General features: G+C 58.3%; 17 protein-coding genes and 1 pseudogene. All 18 read right to left on the bottom strand.

The features are described from left to right. Nucleotides 1-109: 109 nt before the first annotated feature. A complete protein-coding gene (locus PM3016_RS25010; protein ID WP_014371402.1) occupies nucleotides 110-1156 on the bottom strand; it encodes a polysaccharide deacetylase family protein in 1047 nt (348 codons plus the stop codon). A 174-nt stretch (nucleotides 1157-1330) separates the two neighbouring features. After that, complete coding sequence (pnp, locus tag PM3016_RS25015; RefSeq protein ID WP_013919441.1) at nucleotides 1331-3433, bottom strand: polyribonucleotide nucleotidyltransferase; 2103 nt, start codon at nucleotides 3431-3433, stop codon at nucleotides 1331-1333. Between the two features lie 232 nt (nucleotides 3434-3665). After that, entirely contained in the window at nucleotides 3666-3935 is a 270-nt protein-coding gene (gene rpsO, locus PM3016_RS25020; RefSeq protein ID WP_013919442.1) for a 30S ribosomal protein S15, read from the bottom strand. 178 nt (nucleotides 3936-4113) lie between these two features. Continuing rightward, nucleotides 4114-5076, bottom strand: a complete 963-nt coding sequence (locus tag PM3016_RS25025; protein WP_013919443.1) for a bifunctional riboflavin kinase/FAD synthetase — start codon at nucleotides 5074-5076, stop codon at nucleotides 4114-4116. Between the two features lie 109 nt (nucleotides 5077-5185). Further along, entirely contained in the window at nucleotides 5186-6103 is a 918-nt protein-coding gene (truB, locus tag PM3016_RS25030; RefSeq protein WP_013919444.1) for a tRNA pseudouridine(55) synthase TruB, read from the bottom strand. Then, nucleotides 6100-7089: a DHH family phosphoesterase gene (locus PM3016_RS25035; RefSeq protein ID WP_013919445.1), complete on the bottom strand. Its 990-nt coding sequence runs from the start codon at nucleotides 7087-7089 to the stop codon at nucleotides 6100-6102. The genes truB and PM3016_RS25035 overlap by 4 nt, the downstream gene beginning before the upstream one ends. Further along, nucleotides 7086-7442, bottom strand: coding sequence for a 30S ribosome-binding factor RbfA (rbfA, locus tag PM3016_RS25040; RefSeq protein ID WP_013919446.1), 357 nt, complete (start codon nucleotides 7440-7442; stop codon nucleotides 7086-7088). The genes PM3016_RS25035 and rbfA overlap by 4 nt, the downstream gene beginning before the upstream one ends. A gap of 4 nt (nucleotides 7443-7446) precedes the next feature. Then, a complete protein-coding gene (gene infB, locus PM3016_RS25045; RefSeq protein ID WP_014371403.1) occupies nucleotides 7447-9996 on the bottom strand; it encodes a translation initiation factor IF-2 in 2550 nt (849 codons plus the stop codon). A 25-nt stretch (nucleotides 9997-10021) separates the two neighbouring features. Beyond that, nucleotides 10022-10321 carry a YlxQ family RNA-binding protein gene (locus PM3016_RS25050; protein ID WP_013919448.1) on the bottom strand — a complete coding sequence of 100 codons (300 nt, stop codon included), beginning with the start codon at nucleotides 10319-10321 and terminating at the stop codon, nucleotides 10022-10024. Beyond that, nucleotides 10308-10628 (bottom strand): RNase P modulator RnpM, encoded by a 321-nt coding sequence (rnpM, locus tag PM3016_RS25055; RefSeq protein WP_014371404.1) that lies wholly within the window; start codon nucleotides 10626-10628, stop codon nucleotides 10308-10310. The genes PM3016_RS25050 and rnpM overlap by 14 nt, the downstream gene beginning before the upstream one ends. 44 nt (nucleotides 10629-10672) lie before the next feature. Then, entirely contained in the window at nucleotides 10673-11770 is a 1098-nt protein-coding gene (nusA, locus tag PM3016_RS25060) for a transcription termination factor NusA (protein WP_013919450.1), read from the bottom strand. Nucleotides 11771-11829: 59 nt separating this feature from the next. After that, complete coding sequence (rimP, locus tag PM3016_RS25065) at nucleotides 11830-12288, bottom strand: ribosome maturation factor RimP (protein WP_013919451.1); 459 nt, start codon at nucleotides 12286-12288, stop codon at nucleotides 11830-11832. Between the two features lie 241 nt (nucleotides 12289-12529). Continuing rightward, a pseudogene (locus PM3016_RS25070) lies at nucleotides 12530-16839 on the bottom strand (PolC-type DNA polymerase III). 403 nt (nucleotides 16840-17242) lie between these two features. After that, a complete protein-coding gene (proS, locus tag PM3016_RS25075; RefSeq protein ID WP_013919454.1) occupies nucleotides 17243-18697 on the bottom strand; it encodes a proline--tRNA ligase in 1455 nt (484 codons plus the stop codon). 29 nt (nucleotides 18698-18726) lie between these two features. Beyond that, a complete protein-coding gene (gene rseP, locus PM3016_RS25080; RefSeq protein WP_013919455.1) occupies nucleotides 18727-19989 on the bottom strand; it encodes an RIP metalloprotease RseP in 1263 nt (420 codons plus the stop codon). A gap of 152 nt (nucleotides 19990-20141) precedes the next feature. Beyond that, a complete protein-coding gene (locus PM3016_RS25085) occupies nucleotides 20142-21413 on the bottom strand; it encodes a 1-deoxy-D-xylulose-5-phosphate reductoisomerase (RefSeq protein ID WP_014371405.1) in 1272 nt (423 codons plus the stop codon). Nucleotides 21414-21458: 45 nt separating this feature from the next. Next, the gene (locus tag PM3016_RS25090; RefSeq protein WP_014371406.1) at nucleotides 21459-22247 is read right to left on the bottom strand and encodes a phosphatidate cytidylyltransferase; all 789 of its coding nucleotides are present in this window, start codon (nucleotides 22245-22247) and stop codon (nucleotides 21459-21461) included. A 65-nt stretch (nucleotides 22248-22312) separates the two neighbouring features. Next, a complete protein-coding gene (locus PM3016_RS25095; RefSeq protein WP_013919458.1) occupies nucleotides 22313-23080 on the bottom strand; it encodes an isoprenyl transferase in 768 nt (255 codons plus the stop codon). Between the last annotated feature and the right edge of the window lie 20 nt (nucleotides 23081-23100).

Consider the following 23100-nt stretch of genomic DNA (forward strand, 5'->3'; position numbering starts at 1 on the left):
GGCCCGTCATGCGGCCGGCGGATTCTCCCGCGCGAACAGCAAGGTGACCGGAGGAGGAGTTCTCTCCCACATTCCGGAACGGCAGGAAACCCTTCATTAGATATTATCACTATTGGCGGGTGGACTCAACTTCGGGCACTCGTTCCGGTGAAATGACTTCGGAGACGGTCCCGAGCGCCAGCCCTTTGGAGCGGATCGCCTGGATCATCCCCTTGAGCGCAGCGCTGCTCGAGGAGGTGGGATGCATGAGAATGAGCGTCCCCGGAGCCACCTTGGCCTCCACCTTGCGTACGATCGAGGAGGGTTCGGGCTTCTTCCAGTCAACGGTATCGAGCGTCCAGAGGATCGTGCGCAGCTTGAGCTCATGGGCGACCTGCACGGTAGTCTGGCTGTAATCGCCTGACGGCGGGGCGAACAGCTTGTTCTTTACCCCGACCCCGCCGGTCAGCAGGGCCTCCGTCTTCGAGATTTCATTGCGGTTGCCCATGCGGTCCAGCTTGCTCATGTCCTTATGGGAGTAGGCGTGATTGCCCGCTTCATGCCCTTCGGAGAGGATGCGCCGGGCGGTCTCCGCATTCTTCTTCAGCCACATCCCGTCGAAAAAGAACGTCGCATGGACCCCCTCCTGGCGCAGCGTGGCCAGGAGGGGCTCCAGGAACTCGTCGCCCCAGGCGACATTGACCATCAGCGCCGCCATCTTCTTCTTGGGGTTCCCCATGTAGATCGGCTGGGCTCCCAGCTGGTCGAGGCCGATGGCTGGCGGAATCTCCTTGTAGACGAGCTTCAGAGGCTCCCGGTAGCCCTGCTCCTCCGCCAGCTGCATCGTGGCTTCCACGTCAACTTCCAGCCCGTTGTAGCCGGGCACCGCCTTCCAGACCGGGTCGATGCGCGCGTTAACCGGTGCCTCCCGGCGCTTCTCCGCCTCCGCTTGAATCTTCCGCAGCGTCTCGCTGCGGTCCGCCTCCTGCTCCTCCCCGGTCACCAGCCGGACGGCGGCTTCCACCGCCTCCATCGCAGGCACCCTGCGCGCAGCCGGTGCCTCCTCGGCCTGTTCCCGGGCCCGGGCAGCGAAACCGTCCACCGCCTCGGAGTTCTCCAGGCCCACGAGCAGCAGGCCCAAACATACTGCCGCTGTTGCTATAGGATACCGTTTCATGTTCATTCTCCTGTCGCATCACCGTTTGTCCCATACTTATGCGGCGGCGGACAGGTTTAGACCCGGGGTGTACCGCGGACGAGAAGCAGCCCGGATAACGCAAAAAAGAGACAGACTGCTCTGACTCTTTCTTCGTGTGCCTGCCCGGAAGGCAGGCCGTTATGCGGTTTGGTGCTACGTTTGGGCCGGTGCCTCAGCGGTCAGTACGGCTTTGCGGGACAGGTTGACGCGGCCTTGACCGTCAATCTCGGTCACCTTCACCGTGATCTGGTCGCCGATCTTCACGGCGTCTTCCACCTTGGCTACCCGTTCGGTCGACAGCTGCGAGATGTGCACGAGGCCGTCTTTACCCGGCAGGATTTCGACGAATGCGCCGAACTTCTCAATCCGCTTGACCGTACCGAGGTAAATCTCGCCGACGATCACTTCGCGAACGATGCCCTCGATGATCTGGCGTGCCTTCTCGTTCATCTCCTGATTCGAAGAAGCGATGAAGACGCGGCCGTCCTGTTCGATGTCGATCTTGACGCCGGTTTCTTCGATGATCTTGTTGATGATTTTGCCGCCCGCTCCGATGACATCGCGGATCTTGTCCGGATTGATCTGCATTGTGAGGATCTTCGGCGCGTACTTCGAAAGCGAAGTCTTCGGCTCCTGGATGCGCTCCAGCATTTTGTTCAGGATGTGCATCCGGCCGACTTTCGCCTGCTCCAGCGACTGGGTCAGGATGCTGCGGTCGATCCCGTCGATCTTGATGTCCATCTGCAGTGCCGTTACGCCTTTGGCGGTACCGGCTACCTTGAAGTCCATATCGCCGAGGTGGTCTTCCATCCCCTGAATATCGGAGAGAATCGAGAAATGCTCGCCGTCCTTGATCAGACCCATGGCTACACCGGCAACCGGCGCCTTGATCGGTACCCCGGCATCCATCAGAGCCAGCGTGCTCGCGCAGATACTTGCCTGGGAGGTGGAACCGTTGGATTCCAGCACTTCGGATACGAGACGGATCGTGTACGGGAAGTCGGTTTCGTTCGGAATGATCGGCTCGAGTGCGCGCTCACCCAGTGCACCGTGGCCGATTTCGCGGCGGCCCGGAGGACGAAGCGGTCTGGCTTCCCCTACGGAGAACGGAGGGAAATTATAGTGGTGCATGAAGCGCTTCGATTCTTCGAGGTCGATGCCGTCGAGAATCTGGACGTCGCCGAGCGCACCGAGGGTGCAGATGCTGAGCGCCTGCGTTTGACCGCGCGTGAACAGGCCGGAGCCGTGCGTGCGGGGCAGCAGGGAGATGTCGCATTCGATCGGACGGATCTCATCGAGGGCACGGCCGTCCGGACGTACTTTGTCATGCGTGATGAGGCGTCTGACTTCTTCTTTTACGATATCATACAGGGTTTCCTTGACGTCGGCCATTTTCTCCGGCGTTTCGGCGTATACGAGGGCAAAGTGCTCCTTCGCTTCGGCATTCACCGCATCGATCGCTTCCTGGCGGGCATGCTTCTCCTGCACCTTGATCGCTTCGATCAGGCGGGCCTGTGCGAATTCACGCACCGCTGCGCTGACTTCCGCGTCCACCGCGTGCAGCTTCACTTCCATCTTCGGCTTGCCGGCTTCAGCGACGAGCTGCTCCTGCACCGCAACGATCTTGCGGATCTCATCGTGGCCGAACATGATCGCCTCGAGCATCACTTCCTCCGGCACTTCGTCGGCGCCCGCTTCCACCATCATGATGGCGTCTTTGGTACCCGCTACCACGAGGTGAATATCGCTCTTATCGGCCTGCTCCAGCGTCGGATTGATGACGAACTGACCATCCACACGGCCGACGATCACACCGCCTACAGGGCCGTTAAACGGCACGTCGGAGATGCTCAGCGCCGCCGAGGTTCCGATCATCGCTGCAATCTCGGGAGAGCAGTCCTGATCCACGCTCATGACGATGTTGGCGATCTGCACGTCGTTGCGGAACCCTTCCGGGAACAGCGGGCGGATCGGACGGTCCGTCAGACGGCTCGCCAGAATCGCTTTCTCGCTCGGACGGCCTTCACGCTTGATAAAGCCCCCCGGGATTTTACCCACAGAGTATAACCGCTCTTCGTAGTTCACGGTGAGCGGGAAGAAATCGAGATCTTTCGGTTCGGACGAAGCCGTAACCGTACATAGAATCACCGTATCGCCGTACTTTGCCACGACGGCCGCGTTGGCCTGCTTGGCCAGACGCCCGGTTTCGAGGATCAGCGTACGTCCGCCGAGATCCATCTGCACCTGCTTCTGCATAAACAACCTCCTCATGAATTGGCGTGCCGTCCCACAAAACGACAGCACGGAACCCGGAGTTCGGGTTCTTCCTTATGTACCATTCTTCATCCTGGCTAGTATTTCCTTCTTTTGCGAAAAACATTATTCGGAGTCCATGAGCTCGAAAAAAAGCAACCCCGCCTTCCTTGCCCCCTCACCGGAAGTCCGGTAGGAGCAAAGGACGAACGTGGTTGCTTTATGCTTGTGCCAATTAGCGGCGCAGACCGAGCTTTGCGATCAGGTCGCTGTAACGCTGAACGTCCTTATTCTTCAGGTACGTCAGAAGTTTACGGCGTTGACCGACCATCTTGAGGAGACCACGACGGGAGTGGTGGTCCTTCTTGTGCGTCTTCAAATGGCTGGTCAGGTTCACGATGTTTTCCGTGAGGATTGCGATCTGAACTTCAGGAGATCCCGTATCGCTCTCGTGTGTCTTGTGAGTAGCAATCAGTTCCTGTTTGCGTTCTTGTGTAAGTGCCATTGGTAATTCACCTCCATTGTTCTAAGTAATTGCCTCTAGCCCAGAGACCGTCGGAGAATCGAGTCTCCATGCCATGGTTACTATGCTTGTCTGTATCCCGCTAGCATCCGGTTTCGCCTGCAGCGAAAACAGCAACGTTAACCAGTATAGCACACCGGATTATAAAAAGTAAAATGAATTAAAGCATTTCTGCGGAATTTTCTTCCGTGAGCAAATTCCGGGCTTCACGGGCATCCCTTCCGATCTGTTCGATCAGCTCGCCGACCGATTCGAATCTGCGTTCGGCGCGGATATATTCAATAAATTCCACCCTGACCTCTTCGCCGTAGACGGAATCGTCAAAATCAAACAAGTGCGCCTCGAGTACCGGCTCCTGCAGATCGGAGCCGAACGTCGGCTTCACCCCGAGGTTCATCACCCCGGCCTTCTTCTGTCCGCGGACTTCCACCTGTACGGCGTAAACTCCGTTCGCCGGCACGACATAAGGCTCCCTCACTTCGACGTTGGCGGTGGGGAACCCGATGGAATGCCCTCGGCCGTCACCATGCACCACCGTGCCCGTCACATGATAAGGGCGGCCGAGCAGATGGGCGGCCTGCCGGACCCGGCCGGCGAGCAGCGCTTCCCGCACCAGAGTGGAGCTCACCTTCTGGCCGTCCATATGGAACGGCCGGACGACTTCGACCGCAAACCGGCCGGCGGCCAGCTCGCACAGGGTATCCGGCGTACCGGCGCCGCGGTGCCCGAACGTAAAGTCAAAGCCGACGAAGACGGTATTGACCCCAAGCGGAATCAGCATCTCCTCGACAAACTGCTCCGGTGTCACACACATGAACGATTTGCTGAAATCGACTACGCAGAGCGTATCCACGCCCAGCTCCCGGAGGCGCTTCTCTTTGGCAGGAAGCGGCGTCAGCAGCCGGGTATACTTGTCCATGCCGAGCACCTGTCTCGGGTGCGGATGGAAGGTCATGATCGCGGCCGGCAGAGCAAGCTCCCTGCCCCGCTCCACGGCCCGGCCGATGACCTCCTGATGGCCCAGATGGACGCCGTCAAAGTCACCGATCGCCAGAACCCCGCAGGGCGGGCCCTCGCCGCCGGGAGACGGCAGCGGGAATGTCAGCTGTAACGTTCTCATCATCGCTTCGTTCACCTACTTCAGACCTTGGGCGGCAGCCGCCGCAGGTCCGGGATAAACAACGGGCCGATCCCCTGCATGCAGGGAGCCGGCGCGTTGGTCAACATTCATATTAGGAAAAAATCTTGTTTGGAATGAGCAGACCCTGGACAGGATCCCACTCATAAATTCCGATCAGTTCGCGGGTTGGGGAGAAAACAGCAGCTGTCTCTCCGCCGGTCAGATGAGAAACGGCAGAAGGCAGCACCCGGATCTTTTGGCCCTGCAGCGCCTTCTGCGTCTGGACTTCGTTCAGAAGCACCTCCGGCAGGTGGGACAGCGCCCGTTCCATCGGCACGAGCCGCTGCTGCAGCAATCCCTCCCGCTGAAGCTCTTCGATCTGCTCCAGGGTGAGACAGGACTCCGCCCGGATTTGTCCGGTGGACGTGCGTACGAGTTCCGCCATGACCGCCGGCACCCCGATCGCCGCACCGATGTCGACGCAGAGCGTCCGGATGTAGGTGCCTTTGGAGCAGAGAACGCGAAACCGGACTTCCGGATAATCCCCCGTCCAATCCGTGGAGAGCACCTCGATCTTGTGAATCGTCACCCTGCGGGCTTTGCGCTCGACCTCCACGCCTTGTCTGGCCAGATCGTACAGCCGCTTCCCGTCCACCTTCACGGCGGAATACATGGGCGGCACCTGCTCAATCTCACCGGTGAAGCGGTGGATGGCTTCGGTCACTTCCTCCGGAGTCAGCTTCAAGCTGAGCCCATCCTCCGTGCGGAGCACGCTGCCGGAGAGATCCTCGGTATCGGTGGCGATGCCAAGACGCAGCGTCGCCTCATATTCCTTCGGAAGCTCCTGTATGTATTCCACAAGACGGGTAGCCCGTCCGATGCACAGGGGGAGCACCCCTGTCACCTGCGGATCGAGCGTACCGGTATGACCGATCCGCTTGATCTTCAGGATGCGCCGGACTTTGGCTACGACGTCATGTGAGGTAAATCCGGCCGGTTTCCAAACCGGCAGAATGCCTTCTAGCGTCATCCGATTCCCTTCCCCACTTCCCGTACGACCGTATCGACGGCCTCCTCCATCGTTCCGAGGAAGGTGCAGCCGGCCGCTTTGACATGTCCGCCGCCGCCGAAGGCCTGGGCGATCGCCGCGACGTCCGCCCTGCCCCCCGAGCGAAGGCTGACCTTGATCACACCCGGCTCCTTCTCCTTGAACAGCATGCCGACCTCTACGCCCTCCACATTGCGGGCGTAATTGACAAGTCCGTCCATGTCGTCGGATGATGCGCCGGTTGCTTCACGATCCTCCGTACTCACGGTGAGCCAGGCAATCCGTTTGTCGGCACTGAAGCTCAGCGTATTCAGGCTCCGCTTCAGCAGCGACACCTGGCCGTAAGACATCGTCTCGAGCAGGCGCTCCGCCAGCTCATGACCCTTGACGCCCCGCCCCAGCAGATCCGCGGCGATGCCGAGCACCTTCGGAGACGTATTGGAGTAGCGGAAGCCGCCGGTATCCGTCAGCAGCCCGGAATAAATGCAGCTGCAGAGCCCCTCGGTCAGCGGAAGCCCCAGCTCCTGTACGAGATCGTACAGCACCTCGACCGTCGCCGCGGCATCAGGATGCACGAGATTGACCGCCCCGAACAGGTCGTTCGTGGCATGATGATCGATGTTGAGCAGGGAAGCCTGCGGTGACAGGCACTCGCTCACCCGGCCGATCCGGCCGTAATCCGCGCAGTCCACGGATATGACCCGCTCGAACTTGCGTTCGGGCGGGTTCCGGTCATACGCATGAAGGGTGCCGACGCCGGCCGCCATATACATGTACTTCTCCGGCATCGTTCCTTCGTTGATTAACGTATAGTTCTTGTTCAAAGCCTGAAGCATCCAGGCGACCGCAAAGGTGGACCCGGCCGCATCCCCGTCGGGCTGCATGTGGGATACGACCAGAAAATCATCACCTTCCCGGATGTATTCCGCCGCCGCGCGGAGCGAGGTGGTATAATCCGCTGGCGTCATAGATTCGCATTCTCCCCATTGATCTGAGTGAGAAGCGATTCGATCTTGCTGCCATAATCGATGGAAGCGTCGAACTTGAAGAGAAGCTCCGGCACCTTGCGCATCCGGATCCGCTTGCCGAGCTCGGAGCGGATGAAGCCCGTGCTGCGGGCGAGTGCCTTCAGCGTCGCTTCCTTCTGGTCGTCGCTGCCAAGTACGCTCAGGAAAATCTTAGCCTGTGAGAAATCGTTCGTAACATCGACACCGGTGACGGTGATGAACCCGATGCGCGGATCTTTCAGTTCGGATTGGATGATCTGCGAAATCTCTTTCTTGATCTGCTCTCCAACCCGGCCGACACGAATTTTAGCCATGGGATCACCTCTCTACAGTTTCCATAACGTAGGCTTCGATAATATCCCCTTCTTTGATGTCGTTGAACTTCTCGAGGGAGATACCGCACTCGTAGCCCTGCGCTACGTCTTTGGCATCGTCTTTGAAGCGCTTGAGGTTGTCGATCTTGCCGTCGTATACCACGATTCCCGCACGGATCAGGCGGCCCTGAGCGTTGCGGCTGATTTTGCCCGAGGTAACCATGCAGCCGGCAATCGTACCGACTTTGGAAACCTTGAACACGTTGCGCACTTCGGCCTGGCCGATGACGACTTCCTTGTATGTCGGATCGAGAAGACCCTTCATCGCGGATTCGATCTCTTCCATAACCTTGTAGATGATGCTGTGCAGACGGATGTCGACCTTCTCCTGCTCCGCCGTATTCATCGCCTGCGGCTCCGGACGGACGTTGAAGCCGATCACGATCGCGTTGGAGGCGGAAGCCAAAATAACATCGGACTCGGTGATCGCACCTACGCCGCTGAGCAGAATCTTGACGCGGGCGCCTTCCACATCGATTTTCTCGAGGGAGCCTTTGAGCGCCTCGGCCGAACCCTGCACATCGGACTTGATGATGACGTTAAGATCCTTGATCTCGCCTTCTTTGATCTGCTTGTAGAGATCGTCAAGGGTAACGCGGGAGTTCGCGGTGATCTCCGACTGGCGCAGCGTAACGGCACGCTTCTCAGCGATGTCACGCGCTTTGCGCTCGTCTTCGAAGGCCAGGAACGGATCGCCCGCCTGCGGCACTTCCGTCAGACCGGTAATCTCGACCGGTGTGGACGGGCCTGCCTCCTTAAGCTTCTTGCCCTTGTCGTTGACCATCGCACGCACGCGGCCGAAGCACACGCCTGCTACGAAGCTGTCGCCGACCTTGAGCGTACCGTGCTGGATCAGGACGCGGGCCACCGGACCTTTACCCTTGTCAAGCTCGGCTTCGATAACCGTACCTCTGGCGCGCTTGTTCGGGTTCGCCTTGAACTCCTGAACTTCCGCCACAAGGAGGATCATGTCGAGCAGGTTCTCGAGTCCCATGCGCTGCTTCGCCGAGATGTTGCAGAAGATCGTATCTCCGCCCCACTCTTCCGGAACCAGCTCATACTCGGTCAGCTCCTGCTTGATCTTATCCGGATTGGAATCCGGTTTGTCGATCTTGTTCACGGCTACGATAATCGGCACCTTCGCCGCTTTGGCGTGGGCGATGGCTTCCACCGTCTGAGGCATAACGCCGTCATCAGCGGCAACCACGATGATCGTAATATCCGTAACCTGGGCACCGCGCGCACGCATCGAGGTGAACGCTTCGTGACCCGGAGTATCGAGGAACGTGATCTTCTTATTATGAATTTCCACTTGGTACGCCCCGATATGCTGGGTAATGCCGCCAGCTTCGCCTTCGGTGACATTCGTGCTCCGGATGGCATCGAGAAGCGTAGTTTTACCGTGGTCGACGTGACCCATGATGGTAACTACCGGTGGACGTTCCAGCAGATCCGCTTCTTCGTCGTTCTCTTCGAACTGCTCGAACTTGTCTTCTTCCACCGGAATCTTCAGTTCGACTTCCACTTTATAGTCATCCGCAAGCAGCTGGATGGCATCCAGATCGAGTTCCTGGTTAATGGTGGCCATCGTACCGAGGAACAGAAGCTTCTTGATGACTTCGGACGCATCCTTGTGAAGAGCTTTGGCCAGCTCGCCAACCGTCATCGTGCCGCGCACGATAATCTTCTTCGGCGTGTTGTCGATCTTCGGCTTCGGCGGCTCCTGGTTCCGTCCACCCTTGCCCCGGTTGTTGCGTCCTGCGCCGCGGCCGGTGCCCGGCTTGTTGTCGTCAAACCGCTTGCCCGCCGGCCGGCTCCGCTTGAACTTCTCTTCGCCGTCCTTATCGATCACCGCTGCCGCAGGCTTGCCACCCGTGGCTGCCGTACGATTGCGCTGGTCGAAGTTGCCGCGCCGTGAATCCGGACGCGCCGCCGCCGCCGGCGCAGGTGCTGCACCTGTGCGTGCTCCGCCGCCCTGACCGCCGCGGTATCCGCCGCCGCCTTGACCGCCGCCGCTGCTGCCGCCCTGGCCGCCGCGGTATCCGCCGCCGCCTTGACCGCCGCCGCTGCTGCCGCCTTGGCCGCCGCGGTATCCGCCGCCGCCTTGACCGCCGCCGCTGCCGCCCTGGCCGCCACGGGAGGCGCCGCCTTCGCTGCGCTCAGCAGCCGGACGGCTTTCCTGCGAACCTTCACTGCTGCGTGCCGGAGCCGATTCCTGTCCCGAACGCTGCTCCGGTTTTGGAGTTACCGCTACCGTTTTATTCGAAGCGGGTACTGCATTGTTCTCTGATCTTTTAGCTGCTGCATTGGCCTTTACGTCTTTGAAAAACTTCTCTACACTATCCACCGCATCATTCTCCATTACACTCATATGATTGTTGACCGGACGACCCAGTCTTTTTAAGATGGTAATAATCTCTTTGCTGCTCATGTTGAGCGACTTCGCATACTCATACACCCGCAGCTTGTCTTTATTATTATCTTGTTTCGTCAATACTGTCCACCTCCGAAACGTTTTCCTACTGTTTCAACAACATGCGCGCAAATCCCGCATCGGTGACGGCGAGGACAACCCTGGCCTCCTTGCCGATGCTTGCTCCAAGCTGCTCCCTACGTCCAAACTGATGAAGAGGTACTTGATAATAGCTGCATTTATCGTTTACTTTCTTATAGGTCCCCGCAGAGGCGTCTTCGGCGATGATGACCAGCTTCGCTTCCCCGTGACGGACCGATTCAATGACCATGTCCTCACCGGTTATCACTTTGCCGGCCCGCATAGCTAGACCCAAATTATTGAAAAATTTGTTATTCGTCGTCATGCTCATCATCCACCGCTTCTTTACCGGCAATAAACTCGTCTTCCACTTTAATGAAATCCTGCTCCAGCGCATCGTAGATGTCCGGAGAGACAGGCGTCTTGAGGGCGCGGTCAAACGCGCGTGACTTCTTCGCAAGCTTGAAGCAGGACTGCTTGCCGCACAGGTAGGCCCCGCGCCCCGCCTTCTTGCCCGTCAGGTCAATCAGCAGCACGTCATCCGGGGTCTTGACGACCCGGATTAATTCCTTCTTGGGCATGCTCTGGTTGCAGGCAACGCACTTGCGCAAAGGTATCTTTCTGGGTTTCATCCGGCTCTCCCCCTTTCCGTAACGAACGCCAGCCTTAGGACAGGCTAGTCGATGCTGACCGAATCCTGATGCATTTCTTCGGTATACGTACGCTCGCGGCCGAATTCCTGCTCCGCCTGCGTCTCGCTCTTGATATCGATCTTCCAGCCCGTGAGCTTCGCCGCAAGGCGGGCATTCTGGCCTTTGATCCCGATCGCCAGCGACAGCTGGTAGTCCGGCACGATGACACGCGCCATCTTCTCGGCTTCGAACACCTGGACTTCAAGCACCTTGGAAGGGCTCAGCGCATTGGCCACATACTCTTCCACGCTCTCCATCCAGCGCACGATATCGATCTTCTCGCCCTTGAGCTCGCTTACGATGGTCTGCACCCGCATGCCTTTCGGGCCGACACAGGAGCCGACCGGATCGACTTCGGGGTTGCGGGAGTGAACTGCGATCTTCGAGCGGAAGCCGGCTTCCCGGGCTACCGAACGGATCTCGACCACGCCTTGGAAAATCTCCGGCACCTCAAGTTCGAAGAGACGCTTGAGCAGGCCGGGATGGGTGCGCGAGAGAATGATCTGCGGCCCCTTGGTCGTGTTCTCCACCTTCGTAATGTAGGCTTTGACACGGTCGCCGTGCTTGAACTTGTCGGTCGGCATGAGCTCGCTCAGCGGCATCGCCGCTTCGATCTTGCCCAGGTCGATATACAGGTTGCGCTGGTCTTGGCGCTGCACGATTCCGTTCACGATGTCTTCTTCCTTGTCGACATACGCGTTGTAGATCAGTCCCCGCTCCGCCTCGCGGATCCGCTGGGTCACGACCTGCTTGGCCGTCTGGGCCGCGATCCGGCCAAAGTCGCGCGGCGTGACTTCGATCTCCACAATATCGTCGAGCTGGTAGTTCTGGCTGATCTCTCTGGCTGCCGGCAGGGAGATCTCAAGGCGCGGGTCCAGCACATCGTCGACAACGGTCTTGCGCGCATATACTTTAATTAACCCGGTATGGCGGTTAATATCAACACGCACATTCTGCGCCGTGTTGAAATTGCGTTTATAGCTCGAGATCAGCGCCGCTTCAATGGCATCGATCAGTATCTCCTTCGCGATGCCTTTCTCTCTCTCAATTTCATTCAACGCTTCGATAAAATCCATGTTCATTTGAATGGAGTTCCCCCTCTCATAAAATACGAACCGTTCGCACTTGCTCCGAACGGATCCTAGAATAGGATGGCCAAGCGAGCGCTGGCCACTTTGGCGAACGGAATGCTGTGCTCCTTCTTGCCTACGGTAACCACTACCGTCTGCTCGTCAAAGGAGGTCAGCGTACCCTCGAATTCCTTCAGCCCGTTCACCGGCTCGTATGTAGTAATAAACACATGCTCGCCCACGGCTTTGTGGTAATCCTGGGTTTTCTTCAAGGGGCGTTCCGCGCCGGGGGAAGAAATTTCCAGGAAGTAGGCGTCCGGAATCGGGTCTTTCTCATCCAGCTTGGCACTGAGGTATTCGGTGACCCGGGTGCAGTCATCGATATCGATGCCGCCTTCCTTGTCCACATACACCCGCAGAAACCAGTTGCCGCCCTCTTTTACATACTCGATGTCGACCAGCTCAAATCCGTTGTCGTCCAGAAACGGACGAACGAGTTCTTCCACGGTGGATTTGATTTGTGTGCTCAAGGCTACTTTTCCTCCTATCATGCCTGGCAAAGCGCGTCCGTCATACCGGGGCTGTACCGCTTAGAGCCTATACAAAATGTAAAGAGTGGGTTTCCCCACTCTTTGGTCACGAGATATTACATTGCTACCATAGAAGATTATACCATAGCTCTGTGCCTAGCGCAACCGCACCGGAAACCGCCGGGCGGCGGGCCTTTCGGATACTTTGATTATAACCAAGTATAGGATAAGTTCATACCGCCTAGAACAGGGACAGCTGGTTCGATTCCGGCAGCCCGCGGAAGCAGTTCATGCCGGCGAGCAGCTCGACGATCGTTTTGGAAGCCTTGCTGCGCCGCTGGAAGTCCTCGATCGAGAGGAACGGCCCCTCGTCCTTCGCCGCAGCGATGCTCTTGGCGGCGTTCTCCCCGATCCCGGCCAGCGCCGCAAACGGAGGAATGAGCGAATCGCCTTCGATCAGGAACTTCGTCGCATCGGATTTATACAGATCGATCGGCTTGAAGGAAAACCCGCGTGCCGTCATCTCGAGAGCCATCTCGAGAATGGAGATCATATTCTTCTCCTTCGGCAGCGCCTGGAAGCCCTTGTCTTCGATCTCGATGAGCCGGCGCAGGATGGCGTCATAGCCCTGGCAGAGCGTCTCGAGCTCGAAGTCCGAAGCCCGGACGGAGAAGTACGTCGCGTAGAACGCAATCGGGTGGTACAGCTTGAAGTAGGCGGTCCGCACGGCCGAGATAACGTAAGCCGAGGCGTGCGCCTTCGGGAACATGTACTCGATCTTCTCGCACGAATCGATGTACCAGGCCGGCACCTTGCAGCGCTTCATCTCTTCCTTCCACTCGGGGGTCAGCCCCTTACCCTTACGCACGCTCTCCGTGATTTTGAACGCGAGGCTCGCATCCATACCCGCCTTGTAGATCAGATACAGCATGATATCGTCACGGCACCCGATTACGGTCTTGATCGTACAGATGCCCTTCTTGATCAGCTCCTGGGCGTTGCCGAGCCATACCCCCGTTCCGTGGGACAGTCCCGAGATCTGCAGCAGGTCGGCAAAGCTCGACGGTCTGGCTTCTTCCAGCATCTGGCGGACGAACCTCGTCCCCATCTCCGGAATCCCGTACGTCGCCACCGGCGTCCGGATCTGATCGGGCCGCACGCCGAGCGCATCCACCGAGTTGAACATGCTCATGACCTTCGGATCGTTCATCGGGATCGTTGTCGGATCCACGCCGGTGAGATCCTGCAGCATCCTCATCATCGTCGGATCATCGTGACCGAGGATATCGAGCTTGAGCAGGTTCGCATCGAAGGCGTGATAGTCAAAGTGCGTCGTCTTCCACTCGGAGGTCTTGTCGTCGGCCGGAAACTGCACCGGTGTGATGTCGTCGACATCGATGTAATCCGGTACGACGACGATCCCGCCCGGGTGCTGCCCCGTGCTCCGCTTGACGCCCGTGCAGCCCAGGGCCAGCCGGTTCACTTCCGCGCCCCGCCACGACTTGCCCTGGCTCTCCTCGTATTTCTTGACCATCCCGTAGGCGGTCTTCTCCGCGATGGTACCGATCGTTCCCGCACGGAATACGTTTTTCTCCCCGAAAATCTCTTTCGTATAGTTATGCGCATGCGGCTGGTATTCCCCGGAGAAGTTCAAGTCGATATCGGGAACCTTGTCCCCCTTGAAGCCGAGGAACGTCTCGAACGGGATATCCTGCCCTTCGCCCTTCAGCTTCTCCCCGCACTGCGGGCAGTCCTTGTCCGGCAGGTCGAAGCCCGAAGGGATCGAGCCGTCAAGGATCCATTCGCTGAACTTGCAGGAGCGGCATGTATAGTGCGGCGGCAGCGGGTTGACCTCGGAGATGCCGAGGAAGGTCGCTACGACGGACGAGCCGACGGAGCCCCGGGAACCTACGAGATACCCGTCCGCGTTGGACTTTTTGACGAGCCGCTCGGAGATCAGGTAGTTCGCCGAGAAGCCGTACTTGATGATCGGCACGAGCTCCTTCTCCAGACGCGCGGTGACCACTTCGGGAATCGGCTCCCCGTACAGCTGGCGGGCCGTCTCATAGCAGGTATTGCGGATCTCGTCATCGGCACCCTCGATGATCGGCGTAAACAGCTTATCCGGGAACAGCTCCAGCTCCTCGAACCGGTCAGCCAGCTCCGACGTATTCTTGACGACGACCTCGAAGGCCGTCTCCTTGCCAAGGTAGTCGAATTCGGCGAGCATCTCCTTCGTCGTCCGGAAGTGCACGTCCGGCTTGCGGATATCCTTCAGCGGAGAGAAGCCCGTAATGCCGTTGATCGTAATATCCCGGGAGATCTTATCCCGCGGATGCAGATAATGCACGTTGCCCGTCGCAATCACCGGCTTGCCGAGCTTGCGCCCGATCTCGATGATCGTCCGGTTCGCATCCTCCAGCTGCACCGGGCTGCCCACGAGCCCTTTCTCGACCAGGTGCATGTTGACGCACGTCGGCTGGATCTCCAGCACATCGTAGAATTCCGCCACGCTCTCGGCTTCCTCCACCGACTTGTTCAGCACGGTTTCGAAGAATTCGCCCTTCTCGCAGCCGGAGGCGATGATAAGGCCCTCGCGCATCTCCATCAGCTTGCTCTTCGGAATGCAGGCCACCCGGTGAAAATACTCCGTATGCGAAAGCGACACGAGGGTGTACAGATTCTTCTTGCCGACCATGTTCTTCGCATAAATGCAGCAGTGAAACGGACGCTGGGTCGTCAAGTTTTTGCCGACCTGATCGTTCAGCTGGTGCAGCTGCGTGTAGCCGACTTCGGCGGCATCCTTCAGCAGGTGGAACAGCACGTAGCCGAGTGCGATGGAGTCGTCGATCGCGCGGTGATGGTTCTCGAGCGAAACCTTGAACTTATCGGCCAAAGTATTCAGCCGGTGATTCTTCAGCGTCGGCATGAGCAGCCTCGCGAGCTCCAGCGTATCGAGCACCGGATTCTTTACTTCCGGAAGGCCGAGCCGTTTGCAGTTCGCCTGGATGAAGCCGATATCGAACCGCGCATTGTGCGCGACGAGCACGCTGTCTCCGATAAACTCCACGAACTGCGGCAGCACCTCTTCGATCGTCGGCGCCCCGCGGACCATCTCGTCCGTAATGTTCGTGAGCTGCTGGATGTTGTACGGAATCCGTTCGTGGGGATCGACGAAGGTGCTGAACCGGTCGATCTCCTTGCCTTCTTTCATCCTCACCCCGGCGATCTCGATGATCTTGTTGCTCGTGACCGACAGACCCGTGGTCTCGATATCAAATACGATGTACTCCGCATCGGCCAGAGGAATCTCGGTCGCGTTATGAACCACCTTGACCGAATCATCCACTACGTTGGCTTCCACACCGTAGATCATCTTGATACCGTTCTTCTTCGCCGCCTTGTTCGCTTCCGGGAAGCTCTGCACCCCGCTGTGGTCGGTAACGGCGATCGCCTTATGGCCCCACTTGGCGGCCATCTTGATGTACTGGTCGATCGGCGTAATGCCGTCCATGGTGCTCATCGTCGTATGCAGATGGAACTCGACGCGCTTCTCCGCCGCATCGTCCTTGCGGTCGGGCGGAGCGGAAATTTCGTTCACGTCGGACGGAATCATGACAAGCTCCGGAATCTGCATGAACCGGTCGTACTCGACCTTCCCCTTGAGCTTCAGCCACGTGCCGTTCTTGATCAGGCTGTAGATCCTCACGTCCTCCTTGGTCTTGGCGAACGCCTTGACCATGATGGAATCCGAGAAGTCCGTTATATTGAAGGTGAACAGGGTGCTGCCGTTTCGCAGCTCTTTGACTTCGACCCCGAACACGGAGCCCTGCACCACGACTTTCTTTTCTTCGTCTCTCACATTCTGCAGAGGCACGGCAGGCTCTTTGATATCGTAGCCGACCATGAGCTTGACCTCGCCTTCCGGCTCCGGCTCCTGCGATTCCTCCGGCTCCACGCTTGTCATGATGACGGATGTGACTTCTCTCTGTTCCTCGATGATCTGCTGCGCGAATTTCTCGAATACTTCCTCCCGCGCCTGATCCACCGTATATTTCACGTGCAGCTGCACACCAAAAAATTGGAAAAATAAGTTTGAATGAGTCCGCCGATATCCTTCTTCTTCGCCAGCTCCATGCCGATCGTGTCCAGCAAATGGAGCGTCAGGTTGGTGCCTTTCACATCGATCTTCGCTTTGGTCATCCACCCGTTGATCGACGGATGCTCCCGCTGAACCCATTCGATGAACATCGTCCAGTATTCGTGCGCTACCTCTTCGACCGACACGTCCGGGGTATACTGCAGGACGAAACGGATGTTCGCAATATGCGAAAACTTGTCGCGGATCATCTTGCAGAAGGATCGGTATACGTCTTGCGGAATGACCTTGGTTTTGACGATATAAAACATCCATTCCCGGTTCCTGCGGCTCGTCTCTACCCTGTCGATATATCCGTCGCTGAAAAACTGATGAACGACATCGTTCGGCACCCCGGCCTGATGCATCAGCATCTCGAACCGGTCCCGCTTCTGCGCCGTACTGCTGGTCATGCTGCCCCTCCCCCATGAAAAACAATAAAGGGCATAAGGATGAGAGATCCCCTGCCCTTATGTAACAAAAGGTTAGTCGTTTTGAGGTTTGAAGGATTTGGAGGCAGAACGTTCGTGCTGCGGGCGGACAAGCACGGCTGCTCCACCGCTGTTGAAATCAAGCTGCCCCAATGATGAATGAGATAGGAAGCAGCTTGAATTCAAAGGCGGCCGTAAACTTTCCGCAGCCGTGCTTGTCCTGGGTCAGCCACCGAGTGGTACGCCTGCCCGCCAAACCTTCAAAAAACAAAACGTCTAATTACACTGCGTGATGTAGTTGTAAGCAAATCTACTTCGTGTCCGGGCTCGTTGAGACAAGTCAAGATCCACACTCAAAAGAAAACTGAGGCAGACGACGCTCGGATTAATAAGCGCGTCCGAAGACAACGGTATGCTTGGAAGGTTCGCCGCACACGAGGCACTTCGGCTTCGCCGGAGCTTCGAACGGAATGTTCCGGCTCGTTGCGCCGGTCTCTTCCTTGACCTGGGCTTCGCAGGCGGCGGAGCCGCACCAGCCCGAGAGGGCAAAGCCGCGCTTGCCGTCAAGGAAGGTCTTCAGCTCATCTACCGTGTCCGCTTCGGTCATGTTCTCGTCGCGGAACCGCTTGGCTCGATCATACATTTCCTGATGGGTTTCCGTCAACAGCTTTTGGACCTCTTCCACGAATTGGTCCTGCTGGACGATCCGCTTCTCGCCCGTGATCCGGGAGACGAGAACCACCTGTCCGTTCTCCATGTCACGCGGACCAAGCTCGACGCGGATCGGCACGCCGCGCATTTCGTACTCGTTGAACTTCCAGCCCGGGCTTTGGTCCGGGTTGTCGTCCACTTTGGCGCGTACGCCGGCGGCCTTCAGCTGGCTGTACAGCTCGTCCACCCGGCCGACGACCGCTTCGCGGGTCTTCGGAGGTCCGATCGGGATCATGACGACCTGTGTCGGAGCGATCTTCGGAGGCAGTGCCAGCCCGCGGTCATCCCCGTGGACCATGATCAGCGCGCCGATCAGGCGGGTACTGACGCCCCAGGAGGTCGTGTGGCAGAACTGGTGCGTGTTCTCGCGGTCCAGATACTTGATATCGAAGGCTACGGCAAAATTCGTGCCCAGGTAGTGGGAGGTACCGGCCTGTACGGCTTTGCCGTCCTTCATCATCGCTTCGATGGAGTACGTGTCCACGGCACCCGCGAACTTCTCCGAAGGCGTCTTCTGGCCCATGATCACCGGAATGGCGAGATAGTTCTCGGCAAAGTCACGGTAGATCTCGAGCATCTGCATCGTTTCCTTGCGGGCATCCGCTTCGTCCTCGTGCGCCGTGTGGCCTTCCTGCCACAGGAACTCACTTGTCCGCAGGAACGGCTGCGTGCGTTTCTCCCAGCGGACGACGTTCGCCCACTGGTTGATGAGCACCGGCAGGTCGCGGTACGAATTGATCCACTCGGAATACATATGCCCGATCATCGTCTCGGACGTCGGGCGGATCGCCAGACGCTCTTCGAGCTTCTCGCCGCCTGCCTCGGTCACCCATGGCAGCTCGGGGTTGAAGCCTTCGACGTGCTCCTTCTCCTTCTGGAAGAAGCTCTCCGGAATGAACATCGGGAAGTACGCGTTGCGGTGTCCCGTCTCCTTGAACCGGCGGTCAAGCTCCTTCTGGATGTTCTCCCAGATCTCGTAGCCGTCCGGCTTGAATACGATACAGCCGCGGACCGGCGAGTAGCTCATGAGGTCCGCTTTTTTGATTACATCAATATACCAGCGTGAGAAATCTTCGCCCTGCGGCGTGATCTCCTTCACGAATTGTTTGTCCTGCTTTTCCTTAGCCATTACCGTTTTCCCCCTACGACAACCAGTTCTTATCCATTAATCAGCCGCAAAATATCGTTATACGTTACGGCTATCATCAGCAGCATCAGCATCGCGAAGCCGACAAAGTGCACCATGCTCTCGCGGCTCGGATCAATCGGCTTGCCGCGCAGCGCCTCCAGACCCAGGAAGACCAGGCGGCTTCCGTCGAGCGCCGGAATCGGCAGCAAATTGAACAGACCGAGATAAAGGCTCATGATGGCCGTCCAAGAGACGTACTGCGGGATGCCGGCGCTGGCCTGCTCGCTCGTAAACTCGACAATCCGCACGGGTCCGCCGAGGTCGTCCATTTTCACCTGCAGCGTGGCCAGCTTGCCGAACCCGTCCAGAATAAGGGTAGATGCGGAGATCAGGTTTTTGCCTCCCTCCACAATCCCTTCCACAAAGCGGGTCGGACGCGTCTCAAGCGTATTCGTTACACCAACGCGGAATACGCCGTCTTTGTCCAGTACCGGGGTCACCTGCTTGGTCACCTGCACCCCGCCGCGCTCGATCACCCAGTCCATCGGCTTGTTCGCCGAATTCTGCACGAGCTCCCGGATGCGGTCTCGGTTCGAACCGAGATCCTCTCCATTAACGGAGATGACGATATCACCGGACTGCAGGCCCGCTTTCTCTGCGGCGGACCCCGCAACGGCATCCTGAATCATTACGCGGCCGGTCGGCACACCGATCATGAAGACGACCGAGACGAAGAGCACGAAAGCAAGAATGAAGTTCATGAGCGGCCCAGCAAAGATGGACAGTGCCCGCTGGCCTACGGTCTTGCTGCCGAACTGGCGGTCCCATGGCGCAATCTGCGTCTCGGTCTCTTTGTTCACGAGCATGGCCTGCGGGTGGATCGCGTACCGCTCCACCGCACCGTCCACATCGAGCCGCACGAAGAGCTTCCGTTCCAGGTCGATCTCTTCCACTACGCCTTCCACGGCGCCCGTACGGTGTTCCAGGTCACTGACATAAATGTGGGTCACCTGGCTGCCGCTTAGTTTGACCGCGATGCGCTGCCCCGGATTGATCTGCACGATCTCCGGATCTTCCCCGGCCATACGGACGAAGCCGCCGATCGGGAGCAGACGAAGCGTATAACGAGTCTCCTTCCGCTTGAAGGAGATCAGCTTGGGGCCGAAGCCGATCGCGAATTCGCGGACCAGAATGCCCGCCCGCTGGGCGAAATAAAAATGTCCCCATTCATGAATCGTCACGAGAACAAAAAACAAGAGCACAATTTGGAAAACGTTCTGCAGCGTAGCCAATGCGTATGCGGCCTCCTTAAACACCTATGTTCGTAATGAAAGCTCATGGGCTGTTTTATCATAAGATTAACATTATTGCCGAAGGGAATACAAGCAAACGCCCCCGCGCCTGCGGAGAAGGTTCTTTGGATCCCGGCCGATCGGCCGTCCGTCTACCCGCAGCCGGGCAAGACCTCCAGGCCCCCTGCCTCCTGCCGCTTCCCCTGCCCCATGCATGTCTGCCTACGAACATATATGTTCACCGCAGCCAAAAAATGTCTTCCCTCAAAGCCCAGCCTACCGTCTGGCCGCTCCGCGAGCCGTCTCTCTGGCCACTGGTCGATCTCCGTGATGGTATCCAGATCCGGATCCGGGATGGTGTCGTGCCGGCTCATGGCCTCCTCGATAATCCGTTCGATATCAAGGAATGCAATTTCCCCCTGCAGGAAGCGTTCCACCGCAACCTCGTTGGCCGCGTTAAAGACGGTAGGCATCGAGCCCCCCGCACGTCCGCTGTCATAAGCCATCCGCAGGCAGGGGAACCGGTCAAAGTCCATCGCCCGGAAGTTCAGCCGCCCGATCTCGGACAGGCGCAGCCTCTCCGAAGGCGTCTTCATCCTCCGGGGATACGTCAGCGCGTACTGGATCGGCACCCGCATATCCGGCATGCCCAGCTGGGCGATGATGCTGTAATCCTCGAATTCCACGAAGGAGTGGATGATGCTCTCCGGATGGATCAGCACGTCAATCCGGTCATATGAGAGCCCGAACAGCCAGTGCGCTTCCATGACCTCAAGCCCCTTGTTCACCATGGTGGCCGAGTCGATCGTCACCTTCGCGCCCATCGACCAGTTCGGATGGTTCAGCGCATCCTGCACCGTGACACCGACGAGCTGTTCGCGAGTGCGGTCACGGAACGAGCCGCCCGATGCCGTCAGGGTGATTTTATGTATGTCTTCCATCGATTCCCCGTTCAGGCACTGGAAAATCGCCGAATGCTCGCTGTCGATCGGCAGCAGGCTGACACCCTTGCGCCGTGCCGCCTCCGTCACCAGATGCCCGCCGCTCACCAGCGTCTCCTTATTGGCAAGACCGATGTGCTTGCCGGCCTCGATCGCCGCGAGCGTCGGGTGAAGCCCCTGGCTTCCGACTACGGCGGTAACCACCAGCTCCGCGTCGGTGCCGGCCGCAATCTCGGTCAGCCCTTCCGGTCCGGAATACACCTGCACGCCTGCCGGCACCTGTCGTGCAAGCTCCTGCGCCAGCTCCGGGGTGGCTACCGACACCTTCCGAGGCCGGAAGCGTTCGATCTGCTGCTGCAGCAGGGGCAGATTGTGGCCGCCCGCCAACCCTTCCACCGAATACAGCTCCGGGTAATGCGATACTACATCAAGCGTCTGGGTGCCGATCGATCCGGTCGAGCCCAGAATACTGATCTTCTTCAAAAGGAGTTCACCTCTGTATGCTTAGAGCTAGCAGGAATCCTGCAGCTAGATGTGCGGAATAAGGGATAGAATCTGCAGGAACGGAAATACGATAAGCCAGGAGTCGGTCCGGTCGAGAACGCCGCCATGCCCCGGCAGCAGGCTGCCGGTATCCTTGATCCCCTTCACCCGCTTGTAGGCCGATTGGATCAAATCTCCAAGCTGCCCGACCACCGCAATCAGCAGCCCGATCCAGGCCGCCTTAGGGAAGGAGAGGAGCTCCGGACGGAGCCAAGCGAAGATCATCGCCACGATGATGGAGACGACAACACCGCCGAGCGCCCCTTCCACCGACTTCTTCGGTGAGATTGTCGGCCACAACGGGGTTTTGCCCACCTGCGAGCCGATGAAGTAGGCACCGGAATCCGTAGACCAGATGCACAAGAAGACAAGCAGCGTCCAGAACAGACCGTCCTCCGGACCGTTGCGCGTCTGCACCATATAATGAAAGCCGATTCCGACATATACCATGCCGACGAAAGCCATCGCCACGTGATCGATCGTGATCCGGTTCTTGGAGATCACCGTGGCCGCCATAAACACGAACATGGCCATCCAGACCAGCTGGGTCAGCGATATTCCCGTATGACCCCAAGGGACAATCAGGGCGAACACGCCGAGATAGCCGATGAAAGGGAGCGCCCTGCCCTGTTTGAGGCCGTTCATTCGTAAAAACTCGTCATACCCGATCAGGGCGAGAATCAGAATCAGTCCCGTATACCAGGAACCGCCCAGATACAGGAGCAGCAGAAACCCGAGTCCCGCCGCTATTCCAGTGACTATCCGCTGCTTCAAGGACCATTCCTCCATTGTCTTTGCAGCTCCGCGGTCCACCGTTCCTGACATTCGGACCGCGGTGGCTACAAGCCGCCGTATCTTCTTGCGCGGCGTTGATATTCCTGAACCGCTTCATAGAAGCGCTCCTCCGTAAACTCCGGCCAAGCCAATTCGGTAAACCAAAGCTCCGAATAGGCGAGCTGCCACAGCATGAAGTTGCTGATGCGAAGTTCCCCGCTGGTGCGGATGAGCAGATCCGGTTCCGGGAGCGGATCGGTCAGCAGGTATTTCGAGAACCGTGCCTCGTCGATCTCCTCGGGCTTCAGCTTTCCGTCCAGGGCATCCTGCGCAATCTGCTGGATTCCCCGGAGCATTTCTTTGCGGCTCCCGTAGTTGAGTGCAAAATTTAGGATCAGGCCGGTGTTGCCCGCCGTCCGGTCGATGGCGTCCTGAACGGCTTTGAGGGTATACTCCGGGAGCCCTTCCTGCCAGCCCGTCATCCGGATCCGGACGTTATTGGCGACCAGCTCGTCGATTTCTTTGGGAAAAAACTCCAGAGGCAGCTTCATGAGGTAATCTACTTCCTCTTTGGGCCGCTTCCAGTTCTCGGTGGAGAAGGCGTACAGTGTCAGGACGTTGACCCCGATGCTGTTGGCCGCCATCGTAATCTTCTTCACGTTCTTCATACCGGAGTGGTGTCCCGCTACCCGCGGCAGTCCGCGTTTCTGGGCCCACCGTCCGTTGCCGTCCATAATGACGGCCACATGGTTTGGAATGTTGTCTGCAGCCAAACTGCGGGCAGCTTCTTCGCCCTCCGTATTGCTTCCAAACCATTTCTTGAATGGTATCATTCCTATGTTCCCCCATCAGG

Origin of the sequence: Paenibacillus mucilaginosus 3016 (assembly GCF_000250655.1) — a bacterium.
GTDB classification, from domain to species: Bacteria; Bacillota; Bacilli; order Paenibacillales; family NBRC-103111; genus Paenibacillus_G; species Paenibacillus_G mucilaginosus.

Coding starts and splice junctions, on each gene's coding strand:
- nusA (WP_013919450.1), bottom strand. CDS start 11,770: ATGAACATGGATTTTATCGAAGCGTTGAATGAAATTGAGAGAGAGAAA.
- PM3016_RS25095 (WP_013919458.1), bottom strand. CDS start 23,080: ATGATACCATTCAAGAAATGGTTTGGAAGCAATACGGAGGGCGAAGAA.
- rpsO (WP_013919442.1), bottom strand. CDS start 3,935: ATGGCACTTACACAAGAACGCAAACAGGAACTGATTGCTACTCACAAG.
- PM3016_RS25035 (WP_013919445.1), bottom strand. CDS start 7,089: ATGACGCCAGCGGATTATACCACCTCGCTCCGCGCGGCGGCGGAATAC.
- PM3016_RS25010 (WP_014371402.1), bottom strand. CDS start 1,156: ATGAAACGGTATCCTATAGCAACAGCGGCAGTATGTTTGGGCCTGCTG.
- truB (WP_013919444.1), bottom strand. CDS start 6,103: ATGACGCTAGAAGGCATTCTGCCGGTTTGGAAACCGGCCGGATTTACC.
- PM3016_RS25025 (WP_013919443.1), bottom strand. CDS start 5,076: ATGATGAGAACGTTACAGCTGACATTCCCGCTGCCGTCTCCCGGCGGC.
- rnpM (WP_014371404.1), bottom strand. CDS start 10,628: ATGAAACCCAGAAAGATACCTTTGCGCAAGTGCGTTGCCTGCAACCAG.
- PM3016_RS25050 (WP_013919448.1), bottom strand. CDS start 10,321: ATGACGACGAATAACAAATTTTTCAATAATTTGGGTCTAGCTATGCGG.
- pnp (WP_013919441.1), bottom strand. CDS start 3,433: ATGCAGAAGCAGGTGCAGATGGATCTCGGCGGACGTACGCTGATCCTC.
- rbfA (WP_013919446.1), bottom strand. CDS start 7,442: ATGGCTAAAATTCGTGTCGGCCGGGTTGGAGAGCAGATCAAGAAAGAG.
- proS (WP_013919454.1), bottom strand. CDS start 18,697: ATGGCTAAGGAAAAGCAGGACAAACAATTCGTGAAGGAGATCACGCCG.